The sequence below is a fragment of the Pseudomonas sp. NPDC087804 genome, assembly GCF_044742965.1.
Lineage (GTDB): Bacteria > Pseudomonadota > Gammaproteobacteria > Pseudomonadales > Pseudomonadaceae > Aquipseudomonas > Aquipseudomonas rustica.
In genome coordinates this window covers 1-22,809 of the sequence record NZ_JBIUVN010000026.1, presented here as the reverse complement: position 1 = coordinate 22,809, position 22,809 = coordinate 1, and the positions used below count along the sequence as shown (strand labels likewise).

The window sequence follows — 22,809 nt, the reverse complement described above, 5'->3', positions numbered from 1 at the left end:
GCTCGGCGTCAATGCAACACGGTCAAACCAGCATAGCAGTGCCCTTGAAGATCAAAAGATCGCAGCCTTCGGCAGCTCCTACAAGGTCTACACCATCCCCCTGTAGGAGCTGCCGAAGGCTGCGATCTTTTGATCCTGAAAAAAAAGCCCCGACAAGTCAGGGCTTTGGGTATTTCAGACAACTTACTCGCCGATGGCAGCCTTGTAAGCGCCGGCATCCAGCAGCTTGTCCAGCTCAGCCGCGTCGGTTGGCTTGATCTTGAAGATCCACGCGCCGTACGGGTCGGAGTTCAGCAGTTCAGGCGAACCACCCAGCTCTTCGTTGACGGCAATCACTTCACCGCCGATCGGCGCGTAGATGTCGGAAGCGGCTTTCACCGACTCAACCACACCGGCCTGATCTTGTGCAGCGAAGACTTTGCCGACTTCAGTCAGCTCGACGAACACCACATCACCCAGCGCTTCCTGCGCGTGATCGCTGATGCCCACAGTGACGGTGCCGTCGGCTTCCAGACGGGCCCATTCATGACTTTCGGCAAAACGCAGGTCGGCAGGGATATCGCTCATCTTCGGTGTCCTCGAGAAATTGTCAGCGGTCGTGCCCGCCGGAAAAGGTTAGATCAAAGTTTTGCCATGGCGGACGAAGGTCGGTTTGACCACACGTACCGGGTACCACTTGCCACGGATTTCCACTTCGGCGCGGTCGGCGGTTGCCATCGGAACACGCGCCAGGGCAATCGATTTGCTTAGCGTAGGGGAGAAACTACCACTGGTGATCTCTCCTTCGCCAACATCGGCGATACGAACCACTTGATGAGCGCGCAAAACGCCGCGTTCTTCCAGCACCAGACCGACCAGTTTGTGCGCCACGCCAGCGGCTTTTTCCGCCTCCAGGGCAGCACGGCCGATGAACTGCCGCGAGGCCGGTTCCCAGGCGATGCTCCAGGCCATGTTCGAGGCCAGCGGCGAAACGTCCTGATCGATGTCCTGACCGTAGAGGTTCATCCCGGCTTCAACGCGCAGGGTGTCACGAGCGCCGAGGCCGATCGGGGAAATGCCGGCGCCAACCAGATCGTTGAAGAAACCCGGAGCCTGATTGGCTGGCAGGACGATTTCCAGACCGTCTTCACCGGTGTAACCGGTGCGCGCGATGAACCAGTCGCCGTCGGTATAGCCTTCGAAGGGTTTGAGGTGCTGGATCAGCGTGGCGCGGGATTGGGTCACCAGCTCGGCAATCTTGTGCCGGGCTTGCGGGCCTTGAATGGCCAGCATCGCCATCTCGGAACGCTCATGCAGTTGCACGTCGTAGCCGGAAAGTTGCGCGTTCATCCACGCCAGATCCTGATCGCGGGTGGACGCGTTGACCACCAGACGATAACCCTCGTCGAGGCGGTAGACGATCATGTCGTCGACGATGCCGCCACGCTCGTTGAGCATGGTGCTGTACAACGCACGGCCGGGGCGGTGCAGGCGTTCGACGTCATTGGCCAGCAAATGCTGAAGCCAGGCCTTGGCCTGGTTGCCGGTGACGTCGATCACGGTCATATGGGATACATCGAACACCCCGCAATCGCGGCGCACCTCGTGGTGCTCCTCGACCTGCGAGCCGTAATGCAGTGGCATGTCCCAACCGCCAAAATCGACCATCTTCGCGCCGAGGGCGAGATGCAGGTCATACAGAGGCGTACGCTGTCCCATGGGTTTCTCCTTCCGGGCGTGGCGAAGGTGCGGACAGCCGCTGCACGGGCGAAAGCCTTGAAATAGAAGGCTCTCAGCCGATTCCAGCGAACGGGTCTGTCAGACGAACCGCACCGAATGCCGCGCATTGTAGCCGCATGATTCAGGACTCACTACTAAGTGTTTCGATGCGCCGAGCGGCGAATCAGGCCGATGACCGGCAACAGTCCGACCAAAACCAGGGTCAGCGCCGGCAACGACGCCCGCGCCCATTCGCCTTCGCTGGTCATTTCAAAGATGCGCACGGCTAGCGTGTCCCAGCCAAACGGGCGCATCAGCAGGGTCGCGGGCATTTCCTTGAGCACATCGACGAACACCAGCAGCGCGGCGCTCAACGTGCCGGGCAGCAACAACGGCAGATACACTTTGAAAAACAGTCGTGGCCCACTGACACCGAGGCTACGTGCCGCTTCGGGCAAAGACGGCCGTATACGTGCCAGACTGTTTTCCAGCGGGCCATAAGCGACCGCGATAAAGCGCACCAGATACGCCATCAGCAACGCCGCGAGACTGCCGAGCAGCAAGGGTTTGCCAGCGCCACCGAGCCAGCCGGAGAGCGGGATCACCAACTCGCGATCGAGATAACTGAACGCGAGCATGATCGACACCGCCAGCACCGAACCCGGCAAGGCGTAACCGAGATTGGCCAGACCCACGCCGGAGTTGATCGCCGGGGTCGGCGCCAACCGCCGGGCGAAGGCCAGCAGCAGCGCGACGCTGACGGTGATCAACGCCGCCATGCCGCCCAGATAGAGGGTGTGCAGGATCAGCCCGGCGTAGCGCTCATCGAGATCGAAACGCCCGCGCTGCCAGAACCAGACCATCAGTTGCAGCATCGGAATCACGAAGGCGCAGGCGAACACCAGTCCGCACCAGCTCATCGCCGCGAGGGCTTTGAATCCGCGCAGGTGATACAGCGCTTTCACCCGAGGCCGCTCGTTGCTCGCGCGGTTGGCGCCGCGTGCGCGACGTTCGCCGTACAGCACCAGCATCACCACCAGCAGCAACAGGCTGGCCAGTTGCGCCGCGCTCGACAGGCTGAAGAAGCCGTACCAGGTTTTGTAGATCGCGGTGGTGAAGGTGTCGAAGTTGAACACCGACACCGCACCGAAATCGGCGAGGGTTTCCATCAGCGCCAGCGCCACACCGGCGCCAATGGCCGGGCGCGCCATCGGCAACGCTACGCGCCAGAAGGCTTGCCACGGCGATTGGCCGAGCACCCGCGCGGCTTCCATCAAGCCTTTGCCCTGCGCGAGAAACGCGGTGCGCGCCAGCAGGTAAACGTACGGGTAGAAAACCAGCACCAGCACGATAATCACCCCGCCGGTGGAGCGCACGCGGGGCAGGCGCAGGCCTGTGCCGAACCATTCGCGCAGCAGGGTTTGCACCGGGCCGGCGAAGTCGAGCAGGCCGACGAAGACGAAGGCCAGTACGTAAGCGGGGATAGCGAAGGGCAGCATCAGCGCCCAGTCGAGCCAGCGCCGACCGGGGAATTCGCAGAGGCTGGTGAGCCAGGCGAGGCTGACGCCGAGCAGCGTCACGCCGACACCAACGCCGAGTACCAGCGTCAAGGTGTTGCCGAGCAGGCGCGGCATCTGGGTTTGCCACAGGTGCGACCAGATCTGTTGATCGATGGTCTGCCAGGAGAGCAGCAGAACGCTCAGGGGTAACAGCACCAACGCGGCGACGGCGAAGACGATGGGGTACCAGCGGCGTTGGGCGGGGTGGGCCAAGGAAACAGTCTCGCTCAAATGATTGTGCCCACGCTCTGCGTGGGCACACATCTTGTGACGCTCCGCGTCACGCTTTCGGTGATTCGACGCAGAGCGTCGGGGGCTGCATTCCCACGCTGAGCGTGGGAACGATCATAGCGCTATCAAAGCAGACTCAGTTCCAACCCGCCCGATCCATCATGCGGATCGCTTCAGCCTGACGCTTGCCCGCCACTTCCACCGGCAAGGTGTCCGCAATGAACTTGCCCCACGCCGCCACTTCTTCCGAAGGCGCGACCGCCGGGTTGGCCGGGAATTCCTGGTTCACGTCAGCAAAAATCTTCTGCGCTTCCGGCGTGGTCATCCATTCAACCAGAGCCTTGGCCGCTTCCGGGTGCGGTGCATGCTTGGTCAGGCCAATCCCCGACAGGTTCACGTGCACACCGCGATCCGCCTGATTCGGCCAGAACAGTTTCACCGGCAGCTCCGGCTTCTGCTTGTGCAGGCGACCGTAGTAGTAAGTGTTGACGATGCCCACGTCGCACTGCCCGGCGTTGATCGCCTCCAGCACTGCAACGTCATCGGAGAACACGTCGGTGGACAGGTTGTTAACCCAGCCCTTGAGGATTTCCTCGGTCTTCGCCGCGCCGTGAACTTCGATCATGGTCGCGGTCAGCGACTGGTTGTAAACCTTCTTCGCCGTGCGCAGGCACAGGCGCCCTTCCCAGTTCTTGTCGGCCAGCGCTTCGTAAGTGGTCAACTCGCCCGGCTTCACCCGTTCGGTGGAGTAGGCGATGGTGCGCGCGCGCAGGCTCAGGCCAGTCCAGGCGTGGGTGGACGAGCGATATTGCAGGGGAATGTTGGCGTCAATGGTTTTCGAGGTGAACGGCTGGAGGATGCCCATCTGCTCGGCCTGCCAGAGGTTGCCGGCATCCACGGTGAGCAGCAGGTCGGCGGTGGCGTTTTCACCTTCGGCCTTGATGCGCTGCATCAGCGGCGCTTCCTTGTCGGTGATGAACTTGATCTTCACCCCGGTCTTGGCGGTGTAGGCATCGAAGACCGGTTTGATCAGCTCATCGATGCGCGACGAGTAAACCACCACCTCATCAGCGGCCTGGGCCGTGGTGCTACCGATCAGGGTCAGGGCCAGTGCGGTCAGAAGACGCTTGGGTGCCAACATGGGAGTGGTCTCTCGGTCGGAAAATGTGGGCCAAATGATAAGGACTCACATTTACCACCTCAATCGAACTCTTTTTGAAGGAGTTACCAGATGTTGCATGATTGACCGCCATCCCTGTAGGAGCTGCCGCAGGCTGCGATCTTTTGATGTTGTTTTTAAGATCAAAAGATCGCAGCCTGCGGCAGCTCCTACAGGGGAATGCATTCCAAATGTAGGAGTGAGCCTGCTCGCGATGAGGCCATCAGCAGCAACGAAATGATCAAGGTTTGGCGAGGGCCGGAAGATCCCCCGTCAACCCGAGGGCCTCCCGCACAAACAGCGCCTTCGCCTCCGGCATCTGCTCCACCAGCTTCAACCCGGCATTCCTCAGCCAACGCACCGGCAAACGATCCGCCTGAAACAACCGCTCAAACCCTTCCATCGCCGCCATCAGTGCGAGGTTGTGCGGCATGCGCCGACGCTCGTAACGGCTCAGCACTTTCACATCCGCCAGACGCTCCCCGCGCTCGGCCGCTTGCAGCAACACTTCGGCCAACACCGCCGCATCGAGGAAACCAAGGTTCACACCCTGCCCCGCCAACGGGTGAATGGTGTGCGCCGCGTCACCGATCAGCGCCAGCCCTTCCGCCACATAACGCTTGGCATGACGCTGACGCAGCGGCACGCACAGGCGCGGATCAGCACTGATGACTTCGCCAAGGCGACCTTCGAAGGCACGCTCCAGCTCGCGGCAGAAATCCGCTTCATCCAGCGCCATCAAACGCTCGGCTTCGCTCGGCGTGGTCGACCAGACGATCGAACACCAATCCTGCTGCCCGTCACGCTCCAGCGGCAGAAACGCCAACGGCCCGTGATCGGTAAAGCGCTGCCATGCAGTCGACTGGTGCGGCTGGCTGCTGCGCACGCTGGTGACGATGGCATGGTGCATGTAATCCCACTCGCGCGTGGCCATCCCGGTGAGACGGCGCACTGCCGAGTTAGCCCCATCAGCGGCAATCACCAACGGCGCGCGCAATTGACGACCATCGGCCAACGTCAGCAGCCAGTCATCGCCCGAACGGCGCATCTGTTCCAACCGCGCATTGGCGAGCATGCCCAGATCACAATCGTGCAAACGGTCGAGCAAAGCGTCCTGCACCACGCGGTTTTCGACGATGTGGCCAAGCACTTCGGCGTGCACGCTGCTCGCCGAGAAATGAATCTGCCCGGTGCCGCTGCCGTCCCACACATGCATGTCGGTGTACGGGCTGCTGCGCCGTGCAGCGATGCCGTCCCACACGCCGAGGCGTTCGAGGATTCGCTGGCTGGCCGCCGATAACGCGCTCACTCGCGGTTCAAACGCGGCTTCGGCGTCGAACGGTTTGACGCTCAGTGGGCTGCCGTCGAGCAGCAGCACTTCCAGCCCACTGTCCTGCAACGCCAACGCCAGGGCGCTGCCGACCATTCCGGCTCCGACAATCAGCAGATCTGCGCGCATGTCCATGCTTTAAGCCTGTCTCGCTTGCGGCTTGAGCCGCACGTAAAGGGTTTTACCGACCCGCGCGACAAGGTTGCCGGCGCCGTCATGAATGTCGACCTGCAACTGCGGCAGGTATTTCTCGCCACTGGCGGTCTGCCGGCGAATCTCGCCGAGCAGTGTCTCGTCGATGCTGAACCGCGCAAACACCGGGCCTTTGCCAGGCGCGATAAAATCGATATCCGCTGCCTTGTCCCAGACGATGTACTTCGAGCCGAGGTTTTCCATAAGCATCAGCATGAAAAACGGATCGACCATCGAGTACAGACTGCCGCCGAACTGGGTGCCGACATAATTGCGGTTGTACCAGCCGAGGCCCATCGACACTTGAACGTCGCGGAAGTCATCGCTGATATGGCGAACGCGCACGCCAGCGCCGAGGTACGGCGGGTAAAAGGTCATGACCCAGCGCATCAACCGCGCCTTGCCGAATTTTTTAGTCAACCACTTAAGCATCCGGACGCGTCCCCAACCCCATGGCCTGACGCGCAAACCAGCGCTTGGCCGGGGGCAACAAATCGAGGCCAAGCAAGCCGATATTACGGCCCAGCGACACCAGCGGCTGCGTGCTGCCGAACAGGCGCGTGACCTGATCGGAGAAACCGACGGTGAGATCCTGATCGAGACGCTGACGCTCGCGATACGCCTGCAACGTGGCGAAATCGCCCAGCGGTTTGTCGCTGGCCAGCAAAGCAGCGGCCAGTGCATCGGCATCCCGCAGCGACAGGTTGAAACCCTGCCCGGCTATCGGGTGCAGGCTGTGCGCCGCATTGCCGAGCACGGCCAGGTGTGAGCGCACTTGTTCTTCGGCCTCGACCAGCGTCAGCGGATATAAATGCCGCGCGCCGACCTGTTTCAGCGTGCCGAGGCGATAACCGAACACGCCCTGCAATTCGCTGAGGAAATCACGCTCGCTCAAATCGGCCAGACGCTGCGCGTCCATGCCCAGACGCGTCCAGACCAGGGCGCAGCGGTTTTCCGGCAGCGGCAGCAGCGCCATTGGCCCTTCATCGGTGAAGCGCTCGAAAGCCATGCCGTTGTGCGCTTCGCTCGGGGTGATGTTGGCGATCAGCGCGCTCTGGTTGTACGGACGCTGGCGCACGTTGATGCCCAACTGCTCGCGCAGCCCGGAGCGACCGCCATCGGCGAGCACCGCGAGGTCGCATTCCAGCGTGGTTTCATCGTTGAGGGTCAGGCGATAGCCGTCGGCCAGCGGCTCCATGCGCGTGACTTCTGCCGGGCAGCGCCAACTGATCACGTCTTTGTCGACGTGCTGCCACAGGCAATGGCCGAGCCAGGCGTTTTCCACCACATAACCGAGCGCCGGTACGCCCTCTTCCATCGCCGACAAACGCGCGGTGGAGAAGCGGCCACGGTCGGAGACGTGAATCTGTTTGATCGGCTCGGCGCGGCGGGAGATTTCCTGCCACACGCCCAGCCGTTGATAAATCTGTCGCGAGCCGAAGGACAGCGCCGACGAACGCGCGTCGTAGCTCGGCTGCCAACTGTCGCCGGGGGCGAACGGCTCGATCAGCACGATCTTCCAGCCGCGCGCCTTGGCCCCGGCCTGCAAGGCCAACGCCAGACTGGCGCCGACCAGACCGCCACCGATGATTGCCAGATTGACTCGACTCATGCCGCGTGTGTCCTTGCTTGCGCCATCAGCGCTTCGATGTCGGCGACGGTTTTCGGTACGCCGGTGGTGAGGATTTCACAGCCTGTTTTGGTCACGACCACGTCGTCCTCGATGCGCACGCCAATGCCGCGCCATTTCTTCGCGACGTTCTGATTGTCCGGGGCGATGTAAATGCCCGGCTCCACGGTCAGCGCCATGCCGACTTCGAGCACGCGCCATTCGCCGCCGACCTTGTACTCGCCGACGTCATGCACATCCATGCCCAGCCAGTGACCGGCGCGGTGCATGTAAAAGGCTTTATAGGCCTCGCTGGCGATCAACTCGTCGACCTCGCCTTGCAACAAACCAAGTTTCACCAGCCCCGTGGTGATCACGCGAACCGTGGCTTCGTGCGCCTGATTCCAATGCTTGTTCGGCGCGATTTCAGCGAATGCGGCTTCCTGCGAGGCCAAGACCAATTCGTAGATCGCCTTCTGTTCGGGGGAAAACTTGCCGTTAACCGGCCAGGTGCGGGTGATGTCGCTGGCGTAGCAGTCGATCTCGCAACCGGCGTCGATCAACACCAGATCGCCGTCCTTGAGCACCGCGTCATTCTGCTGGTAATGCAGGATGCAGCTGTTGCGCCCGGCGGCGACGATCGAACCGTAGGCGGGCATTTTCGCCCCGCCCTTGCGGAATTCGTAGTCGAGTTCGGCTTCGAGACTGTACTCGTAGAGCCCGGCCCGACTGGCCTGCATCGCGCGAATATGCGCTTGCGCCGAGATCCGCGCGGCTTCGCGCATCACCTTCACTTCTGCCGCCGATTTATACAGGCGCATGTCGTGCAGCAGATGATCCAGGGCAACGAATTCGTTCGGTGGCTGGGCGCCAAGGTGCGCTTTAGAGCGGATCACATTGATCCAGTCCATCAGGTGACGATCGAATTCGGGGTTGCTGCCCATCGCCGAATACACCCGGTCGCGGCCTTCGATCAGGCCCGGGAGGATGTCGTCGATGTCGGTGATCGGGAAAGCGTCGTCGGCACCGAAGTCGCGGATCGCGCCTTCCTGACCTGCGCGCAAGCCGTCCCACAATTCGCGTTCGGCGTTGCGTTCACGGCAGAACAGCACGTACTCGCCATGCTCGCGGCCGGGCATCAAGACGATGACGGCTTGCGGCTCGGGAAACCCGCTGAGGTACTGGAAATCGCTGTCCTGACGGTAGACGTGCTCGACGTCGCGGTTGCGGATGGCGACCGCGGCGGCGGGCAGGATCGCGATGCTGTTGGGTTCCATCTGCGCCATCAGGGCCTTGCGGCGACGGCTGTATTCCGCTTTGGGGATATGGGTCATGGGCAGATGGCTTTCCCTGGCACGCGATTAATGCAGCGACGGTTTGGCCGCTGGCGGCACGTCGGCTTTCTTGGTTTCCGAGAACAGCAGCAGCGGCGCGACGCGCAGGTACTCCATGACTTCCATGTAGTCGGTCTCGCCGTCTTCGGATTCTTCCAGAGCGTCTTGCACTTGGGAGATCGCCGCCAGATCCTGCAGCACTTCGGTGGCTTCGGTGCTGAGCATGCTACTGTCGCGGCAGTTCAGGCCGAAACCGCTGAGGAAGCCTTGGCACCACTCGCCCAGTGCAGCGGCGCGCTCGGCCAGCGGCGCGTCATCGGTCGGCAGCAGCAGAACGACGGTAACGTCGTCGCCGGTCAGTTCGCCTTTGACCATCTCTTGCAGGCCGATCAAGGCGTTGCGAACGTTGTCCTGCGGCTCGCTTTCGAGCAGTTCGGCAGCGTCGATCAACCATTCTTCGGCAGTGAAACCGGCGCCGGCGCAGCTGCGTCCGAGCAACAGGCCATGAAGTTCGGCAGGCGAGACGTTGTGGCCGCTGGAAGTCAGCAGCGTGGCGAAGGCTTGGTACGGGGAATTCTGAATGGTCATGGGCAGCTAGGCGCCAGACGGCGCTATGTCTAGAATGAAGGCCTTGTATCCTACATCGACAGACTCGCCAAGACTATTAAAGGCTGTCCGCCAGCTATCCCATCAGACAGACTCCAACTCAGTGGACACAATGGAAGACACCGACCTGCAAGCGCTGATGGCCAGACTCGAACTGTTGATTGGTCGAGTCGAGCAACTTAAGAGTCAAAACGCACTCTTACTAGCTCAGGAAAAGACCTGGCGCGAGGAACGCGCTCACCTCATTGAAAAAAACGAAATCGCCCGGCGTAAGGTCGAATCGATGATTTCGCGCCTCAAGGCCCTGGAGCAAGACTCATGAGTTCAAGCAATAGCGTCACCGTGCAGATCCTCGATAAAGAATATTCGATCATCTGCCCACAGGAAGAACGCAGCAATCTGGTCAGCGCCGCGCGCTACCTCGACGGCAAAATGCGCGAGATCCGCAGCAGCGGCAAAGTCATCGGCGCCGATCGCATCGCCGTGATGGCCGCGCTGAACATCACCCACGACCTCTTGCACAAAGAAGAGCGTCCGGACATCCAGGCCAGCGGTTCGACCCGTGAACAGGTGCGCGACTTGCTCGATCGTGTCGATCTGGTGCTCGCCGACGATCAGACCAACACCAAGGGCTGATTCGACTGGCCGCTTGCGGTATACTCGCGGCACTCCCTGGGGTGCTTGCCAGTTGACGATGTCCCTGAGCCGATTCGCACTACCCTGGAAGTTGCACGTTGGGCTGGTGTGCATGTCCGCTAGACGGAAAGCCTTAAAGTCTACTGCATCTTCCACCTTGAACTTTCGGGTTCAAGGGCTAAGTTGACAGCGGTTCATCCGGGGAGCCTGATTCGAATCCGATGTCGGTGAAAACCGCCATCGGATTTTTTATGCGTACGTTTTCGTCCAACCTGCCGAAGCCGAACCATGACTGAACCCGCGCTGCTGCCCCGCCCGCAACTCCGCCGCCTGCTGCGCAAGGCGCGCCGCTCGCTGAGCAAAAGCGAGCAACGCCAGGCCGCCAAAGGCCTGTACCGGCAACTGGCGCAGGACCCGCACTTTCGCCGGGCCAAACACATCTCTCTGTATTTACCCACCGACGGTGAAATCGATCCGCGCCTGCTGCTGCGTGAAGCACAGCGTCGAGGCAAGTCGACTTATCTGCCGGTGCTGAGTGCCTGGCCGCGAACCAAAATGGTTTTCCAGCGCATTTGTCCCGGCGAGAAACTCAAACCCAATCGCTTCCGCATTCTTGAGCCACGCGCCAATCTGGCTCGGCAACGCAAGGTCTGGACGCTGGATCTGGTGTTGTTGCCGTTGGTGGGGTTTGACGATGTCGGCGGGCGACTGGGCATGGGCGGCGGTTTTTACGATCGCAGCCTGGCGTATCTGGCGCGCCGTAAAAGCTGGCGCAAGCCGACGCTGTTGGGGCTGGCCCATGAATGTCAGAAGGTCGATCGTTTGGCGCAGGCGAGCTGGGATGTACCGTTACAAGGCACGGTCAGCGACAAGGCGTGGTATTTCGCGGGATAGGACGCCGCAGATCAGCGGCGTCGGGTGTGCAGTTTCAGCGCTTGAACGCGGTCGACTGTTGAACCTGTTGCGCGACTTCGATTGGAGCGTCAGCTTTGGTTGTCCACAGACTCTGCGCGTAACCGGTGGTCACGACGCCCAGGCCAAACAAAATTACCAAAGTCCATAGTAAATCCGGTTTGCGTTTCATCGATTGCCCCCCTCAAGGCACATCAACACGATGACAGCAGCGGTTTCCGTTTGTAGGCCGTGCAGCAGCGTCAAGCTTTAAAGGCCGGCATTTTGCGGCAACGCGAACCGCTGCGCAAACGCTGACGTCAACCGACTGTCGGTTTGTCATAAAATTGCCTGACAACTTGTCCACTGATCCCGCCAGGAGAACAAAACATGGCCTATTGGCTGATGAAATCCGAGCCCGACGAGCTCTCGATCAAGGGCCTGGAAAAACTCGGCAAAGCGCGCTGGGACGGGGTTCGCAACTACCAGGCACGCAACTTCCTGCGGGCGATGGCGGTGGGCGATGAGTTCTTTTTCTATCATTCCAGCTGCCCGGAGCCGGGGATTGCCGGGATTGGCAAAATAATCGAAGCGGCGTACCCGGATCCGACGGCGCTGGAGCCGGAGAGTCATTACTTCGATCCGAAGGCGACGCCGGAGAAGAATGCGTGGAGTGCGATTGACGTTGAACACGTCGAGACGTTTGCGCGAGTGTTGAAGCTGGACTATCTGAAGCAGCAGACGGCGCTGGCGGAGATGCCGTTGGTGCAGAAGGGTTCGAGGTTGTCGGTGATGCCGGTCACACCAGAGCAGTGGGCGGCGGTGCTTGCCCTGCGCTGACGCGCAAAAAGATCGCAGCCTCCGGCAGCTCCTACAGGGAACCGCATTCCAATGTAGGAGCTGCCGAAGGCTGCGATCTTTTGTCTTTAATGCTTATTGAATGATCAAGTTGTTGAACAACAAATCCTCAACCACCGGCTTCCCAGTCTCATCATTCATCACCTGCTGAGTCTGCTTCAACGCTTCCTGACGCAGCTTCTCTTTGCCTTCGATGCTGCCCATCGCCTCGGTCGTCTGCTGAGTAAACAGCGCCACCAGTTGATTACGGATCAGCGGCTCGTTGGCCTTGACCAGTTTGGCTGCGTCATCGCCGGTCACGCGCAGCGCCACATCGGCCTTGTAGACCTTGAGTTTCGGCGTGCCGTCCAACCCGTAGTTACCCACGAACGGTGGGCTCAGGCTGATGTAGCTGACCTTCGGCGCTTCGCCTTCTTTGGCTTCTTCGGCCAGCGCTGCCACAGGCAGAGACAGGGCCAGCAACAACATGATCCACGCTTTCACAATTCGCTCCTTATCCGGTTTGCGGCCTAGCATAACGACCCGCCGCGCAAGCACAAGCTTATGGCTGACTATCAGGGTCGGGCATGCTCGTTGACCCTTTAACTGACACACCTACACTTATCGGCCATCACTCCCAAAGGAATAGCCCTGATGAAAGCCGTGCTGTGCAAAGCCTTCGGCCCTGCCGAATCGCTGGTGCTGGAAGACGTCGCCAGTCCTGACGCGAAGAAGAACGAAATCCTGCTGGACGTGCACGCCGCCGGGGTCAACTTCCCCGACACGCTGATCATCGAGGGCAAGTATCAATTCAAGCCGCCCTTCCCGTTTTCGCCGGGTGGCGAAGCGGCGGGCGTGGTGCGCGAAGTCGGGGAAAAGGTCAGCCATCTCAAGGTCGGCGACCGCGTCATGGCCCTGACCGGCTGGGGCAGCTTCGCCGAACAGGTCGCGGTGCCGGGCTATAACGTCCTGCCGATTCCGCCGTCGATGGACTTCAACATCGCCGCCGCTTTCAGCATGACTTACGGCACCTCGATGCACGCGCTGAAGCAACGCGCCAACCTGCAACCGGGCGAAACCCTGCTGGTGCTCGGTGCGTCCGGCGGTGTCGGCCTGGCTGCCGTGGAAATCGGCAAAGCCATGGGCGCCCGCGTCATCGCCGCCGCCAGCAGCGCCGAGAAACTCGCGGTGGCCAAGGCTGCCGGCGCTGACGAACTGATCAACTACAGCGAAGCCAGCCTCAAGGACGAAATCAAACGCCTCACCGACGGCCAGGGCGCCGACGTGATCTACGATCCGGTCGGCGGCGATCTGTTCGATCAAGCCATCCGCGCCATCGCCTGGAACGGCCGCCTGCTGGTGGTCGGCTTCGCCAGCGGACGCATCCCCGAGCTGCCAGTCAACCTCGCCCTGCTCAAAGGCGCGGCGGTACTCGGCGTGTTCTGGGGCTCCTTCGCTCAACGCCAGCCACAGGACAACGCGGCGAACTTTCAGCAACTGTTCGGCTGGTTTGCCGAGGGCAAGTTGAAGCCGCTGGTGTCGCAAGTGTATCCGCTGAGCAATGCGGCGCAGGCGATCAATGACCTTGGGCAGCGCAAGGCTGTGGGGAAGGTTGTGGTGCAGGTTCGCTAACTAAAGAAACGGACACCCATCAACTGCCGGGCGACGCCGCAACGTCGCCCGGCATCAAATGCTCCTGCACCTTCTCGCTACGCGACTCCACCAACTGCCCCTTGTCGTCAAAACGCAAAACAATCAGCCAGTCATAAACCCCCACCGGCCATTTCGGCTGGCCGATCAGCGCTGGGCCATTGCCGCCGAATGCGCCGATGAGTTTGTTGATGTGGCCGTGGTGCCAGGCGATCAGGATGGTTTTTGCCTGATTGCTGTCGCGTAACTGGCTGACCAGTTTGTCGACGTCGTTGTTGGCGAAGGGTTGTTCGATCGGCAGTTGCAGGCGTTGCGACAGCGGGATCAGCGTCTGTCGTGGGCGGATGCTTTGTGGGCTGTCGGCGGTGGCGATCAGGCGTTGCGGGGTGAGTGTTTCGTCAGCCAGTTTCAGCGGGGTGAAATAGTCGGCGTAGGCGGCGGCGCGTTGTTGGCCTTGGGCGTTGAGCTCTCGGCCCACGTCCGGTTTTTCCGCGTGGCGGACGATCAGTACGGTGGTGTTACGCAGCCCCGATGCGCCAGAACCGTGGGCGAAACTCAGCACCAGCACCGAAACGGTGACGACGGCCACCATCAGCAACCTCGGCAATAACCTGCGCACATTCGGAGCCATGGTTCATCTCTGCAATCAGTCATTCATTGAGCGCGAGTCTAAGACACAACGCGCTGATCGCGACAAAAACGCCCTGTTCTTACAGCTGAGCGACAGGTTCGTAAAGGAACGTGCGACTTCCAACATTTTCCGCTGTTTTGCCGATGCGAACCGGTGCTATTTTCGGTAACGAAACTGTAACATTCGCATCCGCAGTCAAAACAAGAAATCTGGAGCTCTTGAATGTTTGCTTTCTTTCGCCCTGCCGCACATCAGGCTCCATTGCCTGAAGAACAAATAGACAGCACCTACCGACGCCTGCGCTGGCAGATCTTCGCTGGTATTTTCATTGGCTACGCGGGTTATTACCTGCTGCGCAAAAACTTCTCGCTGGCCATGCCGTACTTGATCGACGAAGGCTACAGCCGTGGCGATCTGGGTTTGGCGATGTCGGCAATTGCCATCGCCTATGGCTTGTCGAAATTCCTCATGGGCCTGGTGTCCGACCGCTCCAACCCACGCTTCTTCCTGCCGTTCGGCCTGTTGGTTTCGGCGGGCGTCATGTTCGTGTTCGGTTTCGCGCCTTGGGCAACGTCCAGCGTGACCATGATGTTCATTCTGCTGTTCATCAACGGCTGGGCTCAAGGCATGGGCTGGCCGCCGAGTGGACGGACGATGGTGCACTGGTGGTCGCAGAAAGAACGCGGCGGCGTGGTGTCCGTGTGGAACGTGGCGCATAACGTCGGCGGTGGCCTGATCGGCCCGTTGTTCCTGCTCGGCATGGGCCTGTTCAATGACTGGCACGCAGCGTTTTATGTACCGGCAGCGGTAGCGCTGGGCGTAGCGGTGTTTGCCTTCATCACCATGCGCGACACCCCGCAATCGGTCGGCCTGCCACCAATCGAAAAGTACAAGAACGACTACCCGGAAGGCTACGACGCCAGCCACGAAGACGAATTCAGCGCGAAAGAGATCTTCGTCAAATACGTGCTGCGCAACAAAATGCTTTGGTACATCGCCATGGCCAACGTCTTCGTCTACCTGCTGCGCTACGGCGTGCTGGACTGGGCGCCGACGTACCTGAAGGAAGCCAAAGGCTTCACCGTCGACAAAACCTCGTGGGCGTACTTCTTCTACGAGTGGGCAGGTATACCGGGCACGCTGCTGTGCGGCTGGATGTCGGACAAGATCTTTCGTGGCAACCGTGGCCTGACCGGCATGGTGTTCATGGCATTGGTGACTGTGGCGACGCTGGTTTATTGGCTGAACCCGGCCGGCAACCCGACCGTCGACATGATCGCGCTGGTCTCGATCGGCTTCCTGATCTACGGCCCGGTGATGTTGATCGGTTTGCAGGCACTGGAACTGGCACCGAAGAAAGCCGCCGGCACTGCGGCGGGTTTCACCGGTCTGTTCGGGTATCTCGGTGGCTCGGTCGCGGCCAGTGCGGCGATGGGCTACACCGTTGACCATTTCGGCTGGGACGGTGGTTTTGTCCTGCTGATCGGCGCATGCCTGCTGGCGATGGCCTTCCTGGCCCCGACGCTATGGCACAAACAAGTCGCCAGTCAGAGTCGCGAAGCGGTCGCTTGATCGCACTGTGACTGACAGCGCTTGAGCCGCGCCTCCAGATTTCGGTCTGGCATGGCGTGGCTGCGCAGGGCGTGTACGGTCTGCTCGACATAATCGCGAGTTGTGCCGTATCGCCCGCTGGCGCTTTCGAACACCTGACTCAGCACGTGATCCGGCAAGTTGCCGGCATAGCTGGGCAGGTGCCGCTCCAAGACAAATCCCAAAGCCTGCACCTGACTGCCATCTGCGAGTCGGCAGTTGAGCCAGTGTGGCCGATAGGACGGCACCGGCATCTCGCGTTTCCACAAGGCGTACAACGCTGCATCGAGATTGTCTTCCGGCAAGCGATACGCGAAGCCGCTGCACGAACCGCCGCGATCCAGACCAAAAACCAGACCGGGCATTTCCGGCGTACCACGGTGCTCGTGCGACCACAGGTACAAGCCGCGATGGTAGCCATGCACACGTCCACGAACGCGCTCCACCGCCGAACATTCCGGCCGCCAGATCAGCGAACCGTAGGCGAACAGCCACACCGGCCCGCCCTTGTGGCGCGCCATGGTCGATTGCATGGAAGCGAGAAGTTGTTCGTGCGTCAGCTGCGGCCCAAGATCGAGCCGCGGAGGGTAATTCAGATTCAGAAAAGCGTTTTCAATGGCGCTCATGGCGAATAGCGTTCAGCTCCCCGCGGGTAAAGAATTACTTAATAGAACGCACCGCTGTAACAATAAGGCACATATGTTTTAAGGCAATTTGAGTGCCATGGCACAGTTCTTAATTGATTGCCTGATTGATATATAACCTAGCGGTATTTATGCAATTACATAAATACCGATCGGCTATATAGAGAGTTATAACGAATCAGGAACGCGGCTCAAGAGCGCGGGGCGTAGGCAAACACGTCGGCACGCATTTGATGGGCGTCCATCCCGGCTTCGACCAAGGCGTCGAGGGTGCCGTAGACCATCGCCGGTGAGCCGCTGGCGTAGACGTGCAGCGGTTTCAGATCGGGGAAATCTTCACAAACCGCTTCGTGCAGCATGCCGCAGCGCCCTTCCCAACCGCATTGATCGCTGACGACTTTGTGCAGGAACAGGTTAGGCAACTTCTGCCATTCGTCCCAATGCTCGATCTCATAGAAATCTTCCGGACGACGCACGCCCCAGTACAGATGCACGGGATGTTTGAAGCCGTTAGCGCGGCAGTGCTCGATCAGCGCGTGAATCTGACCCATGCCGGTACCCGCAGCGACCAGCACCAGCGGCCCGTCCGGCAGCTCGGCCAGATGCGTATCACCGAATGGCAGCTCAACGCGCACCATCGCGTTGCGTTGCAGCTGTTCGATCAGGCTCAGTGCACTGGCTTCGCGCGCCAGCACATGGATTTCCAGATCACGCCCGCCATGCGGTGCCGAAGCCATGGAGAACGCCGATTTCTCGCCGTTCTCGCGTTCGATCATCAAGTATTGCCCGGCGTGGTAGCGCGGTGGTTTGCCTGCCGGCGCACGCAGCCGCACGCGCCAGGTGTCGCCACCGACATCGCGGCATTCAATAACCTGACACGACAGGCTGCGCACCGGCAGTTCTCCCAGCGCGAGCACGCCATCCCACAGCAGGATGCAGTCTTCCAGCGGCTCGGCTATGCAAGTGTAGAACTCGCCATGGTCATGCACCTTGCCGGCCTGTTCGACGCGGCCTTCAACCAGCAGCGCCGCACACACGTGACAATTGCCGTTGCGGCAGCTTTGCGGGCATTCGTAGCCCAGGCGCCGCGCACCATCGAGAATCCGCTCACCGGGCTGTATCTCGAGCACTGCTCCGGAGGGCTGCAGAGTTACACGCATCAATCTATTCCTAACTGATTCCAGATGGCATCGATCCGTTGGGTGACGGCGTCGTCCTTGACGATCACGCGGCCCCACTCGCGAGTGGTTTCGCCCGGCCACTTGTGGGTGGCATCGAGGCCCATTTTCGAACCCAGGCCGGAGATCGGCGAGGCGAAGTCGAGGTAGTCGATCGGCGTGTTATCGATCATCACCGTGTCGCGCTTGGGATCCATGCGCGTGGTGATGGCCCAGATCACGTCGTTCCAGTCGCGGGCGTTGATATCGTCGTCAGTGACGATAACGAACTTGGTGTACATGAACTGTCGCAAAAACGACCAGACACCGAGCATCACGCGCTTGGCATGCCCCGGATACGACTTCTTCATGGTCACGATGGCCATGCGGTACGAACAGCCTTCCGGCGGCAGGTAGAAGTCGGTGATCTCCGGAAACTGCTTTTGCAGAATCGGCACGAACACTTCGTTCAGCGCCACACCGAGAATCGCCGGTTCATCTGGCGGACGGCCGGTGTAGGTGCTGTGGTAGATCGGTTTGATCCGGTGGGTGATGCGCTCGACGGTGAACACCGGGAAGCTGTCGACTTCGTTGTAGTAACCGGTGTGGTCGCCGTACGGGCCTTCATCGGCCATTTCGCCCGGGTGGATCACACCTTCGAGGATGATTTCGGCAGTGGCCGGCACTTGCAGGTCGTTGCCACGGCACTTCACCAGTTCGGTGCGATTACCGCGCAGCAGACCGGCGAAAGCGTATTCGGAGAGGCTGTCCGGTACCGGCGTCACGGCGCCGAGGATAGTTGCCGGATCGGCGCCGAGGGCCACGGACACCGGGAACGGCTGGCCCGGATGCTTCTCGCACCATTCGCGATAATCCAGTGCGCCGCCACGGTGGCTGAGCCAGCGCATGATCACCTTGTTGCGGCCGATCACTTGCTGACGGTAGATACCGAGGTTCTGGCGTTCCTTGTTCGGGCCTTTGGTGACGGTCAGGCCCCAGGTGATCAGCGGGCCGACGTCGCCGGGCCAGCAGGTCTGCACTGGCAGCATCGCCAAGTCGACGTCGTCGCCTTCAATGACCACTTCCTGGCACACCGCGTCTTTGACGACTTTCGGCGCCATCGAGATGATCTTGCGGAAGATCGGCAGCTTCGACCACGCGTCTTTCAAGCCCTTCGGCGGCTCCGGCTCCTTGAGGAACGCCAGCAGCTTGCCGATTTCGCGCAGCTCGCTGACCGACTCGGCGCCCATGCCCATGGCCACCCGCTCGGGCGTGCCGAACAGGTTGCCGAGCACCGGAATGTCGTAGCCGGTGGGCTTTTCGAACAGCAGCGCCGGGCCCTTGGCCCGCAGCGTGCGGTCACACACCTCAGTCATCTCCAGCACCGGCGAGACGGGAATCTGGATGCGTTTCAACTCTCCGCGCTGCTCAAGCTGCTGCACGAAATCCCGAAGATCCTTGAATTTCATTGACGATGGCACCCTCAAAATAGGCGTACATCCTACCTGCTATGCAGCCCTGTGGCAGCCTGTCGCTGCTTACTTGGCTGCATTCGTCTGGGCTTTGCCAAGGTTTTCCTGGCGTTGCAGGTTAATGAACAACGGTTCCATGATCGGCGCCACCAGACGCGCGCCGACTTCCGAAAGGTGATTGTCGTCGGTGTACAGCGAGTAGCCGTCGAGCTCGGCGTGACACAAACCCTTGTCGTCACACAGGCGCGGCGCCGGGTCGACGATGCGCACCGCCGGGTCTTTGGCCAACTCAGCGAACAACTGACTGATAAACACCTGGCGCTCGTGGTGAATGGCGACTTGCTGACCAACACCTTCAACCGAACGATCGAGCATCGCCAATCGCGTCAGGCGATACGGCGGGCTGTAGGGCTGCAACGGCGCCTCTTTGACCAGCCAGACGCGATGGCCGCTGGCACGCAATTGCGCAACCCGCGCACGCAGACCGTCGGCCAGACGTTGCTCGGCATAGGCGCGATCATAACGACCGTCCGGAGTCCGCAGGACGTGGCCCAGGTCGCCATTGGCTGCACCGTAGACATACAGACTCCAGCGCGCGACCAGCACCACATCGCTGACGGTTTTCTCTTTCAACGCCTGCTCGATCCGGCGATTGAAATGCGCGCACACCGGGCCATGTTCCAGACCTTCCACCGGAATGCAGCCCGGTGAACTGGCGAGAATCACGCTGACGTCGTGGGCTTTCGCGCCGTCATCGAATATCGGAATCAGTGCCGTGGCGTGACTGTCGCCCCAGACCAGCGCCTGCGCGGGCACGTCGGCCACACCGTAATGACAGAACAGTTTGTCATCAGGTGTCTTGTCGTCCGCCAGACACGCCATCAACTCCGGCCGCCAGTCGTGGCCCTTGGCATATTGCAGGGCCTGATCGGACAAGCGCCACGGCAAGCCATCGGTCCAGCGCAGCGTTTGCCCGGCCAGCGCCAGCACCAGCACGCCCAGCGCGCCGGCAATCAGAATCGGCCGACGACCGGCGAGCAAACGGCGCTCGCGGAACGGCGTTTCGATGAATTTCCACGACAGGTAACCCAGCACCAGCGTCAGCAGGATCAACCCGGCGTTGTCGAGCGCAGTGGTGTCTTCGACGCTGGCATAGCTGGAAAACACGAACACCGGCCAATGCCAGAGGTACCAGGAATAGGAAATCAGGCCGAAACCGACCATCACCTTACTGCTCAACAATTGACCAACAACCGTCTCGCGATGACCGTTGGCGAAAATCAGCAACACCACACCCAGCACCGGCAGCAACGCCGCCGCACCGGGGAATGGCGTGGACTTGTCGTAGCCGAACACCGCCAGCAGGATCAGGCCCATGCCGAGCAAACTCAGCAGTTGCGCAGCCATTGGCTTCATGCGCCAGGCCTGCTTCGGCGCGACTGCCAGCATCGCACCGGCGAGCAGCTCCCAGGCGCGCATCGGCAACAGGAAAAAGGCTTTTTCCGGGTGGTGGCTGACCGCCCACACGCTCAGGCCGAAGGACACCAGCAGAATCGCGAACAGCGCCAGTCGCCAGTGTTTGAGGCGACTCGACATGACGGCCAGTAGCAGCGGGAAGAGAATGTAGAACTGCTCTTCAACCGCCAGCGACCAGGTGTGCAACATCGGTTTGAGGTCAGACGCGACGTCGAAATAGCCGTCCTGACGCATAAACAGAATGTTCGAGACGAACAGCACCTGATAACGCACCGAGCGCCCCAGCTCTTCGTAATCCTTGGGCGCCATCAGGAACCAGCCCACCGCCAGCACGGCGACGATCATCGCAAACAGCGCCGGCAGAATCCGCCGCGCACGACGTGCCCAGAACTCGACGAAGCTGAAACGCCCGGCCTGACGCTGGTTCCAGATGATCGAGGTGATGAGGTAGCCGGAAATCACGAAGAACACGTCTACGCCGACAAAACCGCCGGTAAACCCCGGGACGCCAAAGTGGAAAAGGACCACGGCGATGACCGCAACGGCCCGCAAGCCGTCGATATCCCTTCGATAAGCGAGTGTGCTCATAAATCTTGAATGCCAATCAGTTGGTTATTATTTGTACAGCCTGATTCTCTTACCCGGAAACGGTCTCGTACGTTGCTGCTCATTCTGCAAGGCACAGACCTTACCAGATCGCCATCGTCCCTTCGCCCGGACAAAATACGGGCAAAAAAATGGCGCCCCCGTAGGGACGCCATTTTTATCGGCTCAGTCTGCGATGTTACTTGCGCTTCATCGACAGGAAGAACTCGTCGTTGGTCTTGGTCGTTTTCAGCTTGTCGACCAGGAACTCGATCGCTGCGACTTCGTCCATCGGGTGCAGTAGCTTGCGCAGAATCCACATGCGCTGCAGTTCGTCGTCGGCGGTCAGCAACTCTTCGCGGCGGGTGCCGGAGCGGTTGATGTTGATCGCAGGGAACACGCGCTTCTCGGCGATCTTGCGATCCAGAGGCAGTTCCATGTTGCCGGTACCCTTGAACTCTTCGTAGATCACTTCGTCCATTTTCGAGCCGGTTTCAACCAGCGCGGTGGCGATAATGGTCAGCGAGCCGCCTTCTTCGATGTTACGTGCCGCACCGAAGAAACGCTTTGGCTTCTCGAGGGCGTGAGCATCGACACCACCGGTCAATACCTTGCCGGAGCTCGGGATCACGGTGTTGTAGGCACGGGCCAGACGGGTGATGGAGTCGAGCAGGATCACCACGTCTTTCTTGTGTTCGACCAGGCGCTTGGCCTTCTCGATCACCATTTCAGCCACTTGTACGTGACGGGTCGGCGGCTCGTCGAAGGTCGAGGCAACCACTTCGCCGCGCACGGTGCGCTGCATTTCGGTTACTTCTTCCGGACGCTCGTCGATCAGCAACACGATCAGGTGAACTTCAGGGTTGTTACGGGCGATGTTCGCTGCGATGTTTTGCAGCATGATCGTTTTACCGGCTTTCGGCGGTGCAACGATCAGACCACGCTGGCCTTTGCCGATCGGGGCGCACAGGTCGATCACACGACCGGTCAAGTCTTCGGTGGAACCGTTACCGGCTTCCATCTTCATGCGCACGGTCGGGAACAGCGGGGTCAGGTTCTCGAAGAGAATCTTGTTTTTCGCGTTCTCCGGACGATCGAAGTTGATCGTGTCGACCTTGAGCAGTGCGAAATACCGCTCGCCTTCCTTCGGAGGGCGAATCTTGCCAACGATGGTGTCACCGGTGCGCAAGTTGAAACGGCGGATCTGGCTCGGCGAGACGTAAATGTCGTCTGGGCCGGCGAGATAGGAAGCGTCAGCGGAGCGCAGGAAGCCGAAGCCGACCTGGAGAATCTCCAGCACGCCATCACCGGAGATTTCCTCGCCGCTTTTAGCGTGCTTTTTCAGCAGGGAGAAAATCACGTCCTGCGTGCGCGAACGGGCCATATTTTCTATGCCCATCTGTTCGGCCAATTCGAGCAGTTCGGTAATCGGCTTTTGCTTGAGTTCAGTCAGATTCATATAGGAATGACGTAATCATTTATGGTGGGGGGGAATTTTAGCTTTTGGCTTAATGAGGCCGCG

General features: G+C 60.5%; 23 protein-coding genes and 1 other RNA gene. 7 read left to right on the top strand and 17 right to left on the bottom strand.

From position 1 onward, the window contains the following. Positions 1-183: 183 nt before the first annotated feature. From gcvH to ACIOMO_RS22900, 9 genes are all read right to left on the bottom strand, one after another. Entirely contained in the window at positions 184-567 is a 384-nt protein-coding gene (gene gcvH, locus ACIOMO_RS22940; RefSeq protein ID WP_053124868.1) for a glycine cleavage system protein GcvH, read from the bottom strand. A 48-nt stretch (positions 568-615) separates the two neighbouring features. Further along, a complete protein-coding gene (gene gcvT, locus ACIOMO_RS22935; RefSeq protein ID WP_053124871.1) occupies positions 616-1,698 on the bottom strand; it encodes a glycine cleavage system aminomethyltransferase GcvT in 1,083 nt (360 codons plus the stop codon). A gap of 155 nt (positions 1,699-1,853) precedes the next feature. Continuing rightward, on the bottom strand, positions 1,854-3,470 hold the full coding sequence (locus ACIOMO_RS22930) for an ABC transporter permease (RefSeq protein WP_401243733.1): 1,617 nt from the start codon (positions 3,468-3,470) through the stop codon (positions 1,854-1,856). Positions 3,471-3,624: 154 nt separating this feature from the next. Next, positions 3,625-4,629, bottom strand: a complete 1,005-nt coding sequence (locus ACIOMO_RS22925) for an extracellular solute-binding protein (protein WP_008081441.1) — start codon at positions 4,627-4,629, stop codon at positions 3,625-3,627. A 259-nt stretch (positions 4,630-4,888) separates the two neighbouring features. Then, entirely contained in the window at positions 4,889-6,106 is a 1,218-nt protein-coding gene (locus ACIOMO_RS22920; RefSeq protein ID WP_400754282.1) for a 2-octaprenyl-3-methyl-6-methoxy-1,4-benzoquinol hydroxylase, read from the bottom strand. Positions 6,107-6,115: 9 nt separating this feature from the next. Then, a complete protein-coding gene (locus ACIOMO_RS22915; RefSeq protein WP_053124878.1) occupies positions 6,116-6,601 on the bottom strand; it encodes a DUF4442 domain-containing protein in 486 nt (161 codons plus the stop codon). Beyond that, positions 6,594-7,781, bottom strand: a complete 1,188-nt coding sequence (ubiH, locus tag ACIOMO_RS22910) for a 2-octaprenyl-6-methoxyphenyl hydroxylase (protein ID WP_053124880.1) — start codon at positions 7,779-7,781, stop codon at positions 6,594-6,596. Before ubiH ends, ACIOMO_RS22915 begins: the two co-directional genes overlap by 8 nt. Next, on the bottom strand, positions 7,778-9,112 hold the full coding sequence (pepP, locus tag ACIOMO_RS22905) for a Xaa-Pro aminopeptidase (RefSeq protein WP_401243730.1): 1,335 nt from the start codon (positions 9,110-9,112) through the stop codon (positions 7,778-7,780). The genes ubiH and pepP overlap by 4 nt, the downstream gene beginning before the upstream one ends. Positions 9,113-9,139: 27 nt before the next feature. Continuing rightward, positions 9,140-9,700 (bottom strand): YecA family protein, encoded by a 561-nt coding sequence (locus ACIOMO_RS22900; RefSeq protein ID WP_053124884.1) that lies wholly within the window; start codon positions 9,698-9,700, stop codon positions 9,140-9,142. A gap of 130 nt (positions 9,701-9,830) precedes the next feature. Between ACIOMO_RS22900 and ACIOMO_RS22895 the strand changes: the two genes are divergently transcribed. The 4 genes from ACIOMO_RS22895 (at position 9,831) to ACIOMO_RS22880 (ending at position 11,248) form a co-directional block, all read left to right on the top strand. Further along, positions 9,831-10,040, top strand: a complete 210-nt coding sequence (locus tag ACIOMO_RS22895) for a TIGR02449 family protein (RefSeq protein WP_007911197.1) — start codon at positions 9,831-9,833, stop codon at positions 10,038-10,040. Beyond that, entirely contained in the window at positions 10,037-10,354 is a 318-nt protein-coding gene (locus ACIOMO_RS22890; protein WP_008081434.1) for a cell division protein ZapA, read from the top strand. Before ACIOMO_RS22895 ends, ACIOMO_RS22890 begins: the two co-directional genes overlap by 4 nt. A 30-nt stretch (positions 10,355-10,384) precedes the next feature. Continuing rightward, positions 10,385-10,563, top strand: a non-coding RNA gene (gene ssrS, locus ACIOMO_RS22885) — 6S RNA. 79 nt (positions 10,564-10,642) lie between these two features. Continuing rightward, the gene (locus ACIOMO_RS22880) at positions 10,643-11,248 is read left to right on the top strand and encodes a 5-formyltetrahydrofolate cyclo-ligase (protein ID WP_401243728.1); all 606 of its coding nucleotides are present in this window, start codon (positions 10,643-10,645) and stop codon (positions 11,246-11,248) included. Between the two features lie 34 nt (positions 11,249-11,282). On the opposite strand, the gene ACIOMO_RS22875 is transcribed toward ACIOMO_RS22880, so the two are convergent. Next, positions 11,283-11,438, bottom strand: a complete 156-nt coding sequence (locus ACIOMO_RS22875; RefSeq protein ID WP_008081430.1) for a hypothetical protein — start codon at positions 11,436-11,438, stop codon at positions 11,283-11,285. Between the two features lie 197 nt (positions 11,439-11,635). Here ACIOMO_RS22875 and ACIOMO_RS22870 point away from each other — a divergent pair, with 197 nt between their 5' ends. Next, positions 11,636-12,085, top strand: a complete 450-nt coding sequence (locus tag ACIOMO_RS22870) for an EVE domain-containing protein (RefSeq protein WP_053124888.1) — start codon at positions 11,636-11,638, stop codon at positions 12,083-12,085. 93 nt (positions 12,086-12,178) lie between these two features. Here the strand turns inward: ACIOMO_RS22870 and ACIOMO_RS22865 are convergent, their stop codons facing one another. Further along, positions 12,179-12,586 carry a flagellar basal body-associated protein FliL gene (locus ACIOMO_RS22865; protein WP_053124890.1) on the bottom strand — a complete coding sequence of 136 codons (408 nt, stop codon included), beginning with the start codon at positions 12,584-12,586 and terminating at the stop codon, positions 12,179-12,181. Between the two features lie 150 nt (positions 12,587-12,736). Here ACIOMO_RS22865 and ACIOMO_RS22860 point away from each other — a divergent pair, with 150 nt between their 5' ends. Continuing rightward, entirely contained in the window at positions 12,737-13,714 is a 978-nt protein-coding gene (locus ACIOMO_RS22860) for an NADPH:quinone oxidoreductase family protein (protein WP_401243725.1), read from the top strand. A gap of 19 nt (positions 13,715-13,733) precedes the next feature. On the opposite strand, the gene ACIOMO_RS22855 is transcribed toward ACIOMO_RS22860, so the two are convergent. Further along, positions 13,734-14,363, bottom strand: a complete 630-nt coding sequence (locus ACIOMO_RS22855; protein ID WP_401243723.1) for a flagellar basal body-associated protein FliL — start codon at positions 14,361-14,363, stop codon at positions 13,734-13,736. Between the two features lie 222 nt (positions 14,364-14,585). Here ACIOMO_RS22855 and glpT point away from each other — a divergent pair, with 222 nt between their 5' ends. Continuing rightward, positions 14,586-15,935 carry a glycerol-3-phosphate transporter gene (gene glpT, locus ACIOMO_RS22850; protein ID WP_053124897.1) on the top strand — a complete coding sequence of 450 codons (1,350 nt, stop codon included), beginning with the start codon at positions 14,586-14,588 and terminating at the stop codon, positions 15,933-15,935. Here glpT and ACIOMO_RS22845 read toward each other — a convergent pair. The 5 genes from ACIOMO_RS22845 to rho form a co-directional block, all read right to left on the bottom strand. Beyond that, positions 15,911-16,579 carry a gamma-glutamylcyclotransferase gene (locus tag ACIOMO_RS22845; RefSeq protein ID WP_053124899.1) on the bottom strand — a complete coding sequence of 223 codons (669 nt, stop codon included), beginning with the start codon at positions 16,577-16,579 and terminating at the stop codon, positions 15,911-15,913. The genes glpT and ACIOMO_RS22845 overlap by 25 nt on opposite strands. Before the next feature lie 209 nt (positions 16,580-16,788). Continuing rightward, positions 16,789-17,757 (bottom strand): CDP-6-deoxy-delta-3,4-glucoseen reductase, encoded by a 969-nt coding sequence (locus ACIOMO_RS22840; protein WP_159814342.1) that lies wholly within the window; start codon positions 17,755-17,757, stop codon positions 16,789-16,791. Continuing rightward, positions 17,757-19,223 carry a 4-hydroxy-3-polyprenylbenzoate decarboxylase gene (ubiD, locus tag ACIOMO_RS22835; RefSeq protein ID WP_034151998.1) on the bottom strand — a complete coding sequence of 489 codons (1,467 nt, stop codon included), beginning with the start codon at positions 19,221-19,223 and terminating at the stop codon, positions 17,757-17,759. The genes ACIOMO_RS22840 and ubiD overlap by 1 nt, the downstream gene beginning before the upstream one ends. A gap of 69 nt (positions 19,224-19,292) precedes the next feature. After that, positions 19,293-21,290 carry an acyltransferase family protein gene (locus ACIOMO_RS22830; protein WP_401243720.1) on the bottom strand — a complete coding sequence of 666 codons (1,998 nt, stop codon included), beginning with the start codon at positions 21,288-21,290 and terminating at the stop codon, positions 19,293-19,295. Between the two features lie 196 nt (positions 21,291-21,486). Next, positions 21,487-22,746 carry a transcription termination factor Rho gene (rho, locus tag ACIOMO_RS22825; protein ID WP_401243718.1) on the bottom strand — a complete coding sequence of 420 codons (1,260 nt, stop codon included), beginning with the start codon at positions 22,744-22,746 and terminating at the stop codon, positions 21,487-21,489. Positions 22,747-22,809 lie beyond the last annotated feature (63 nt).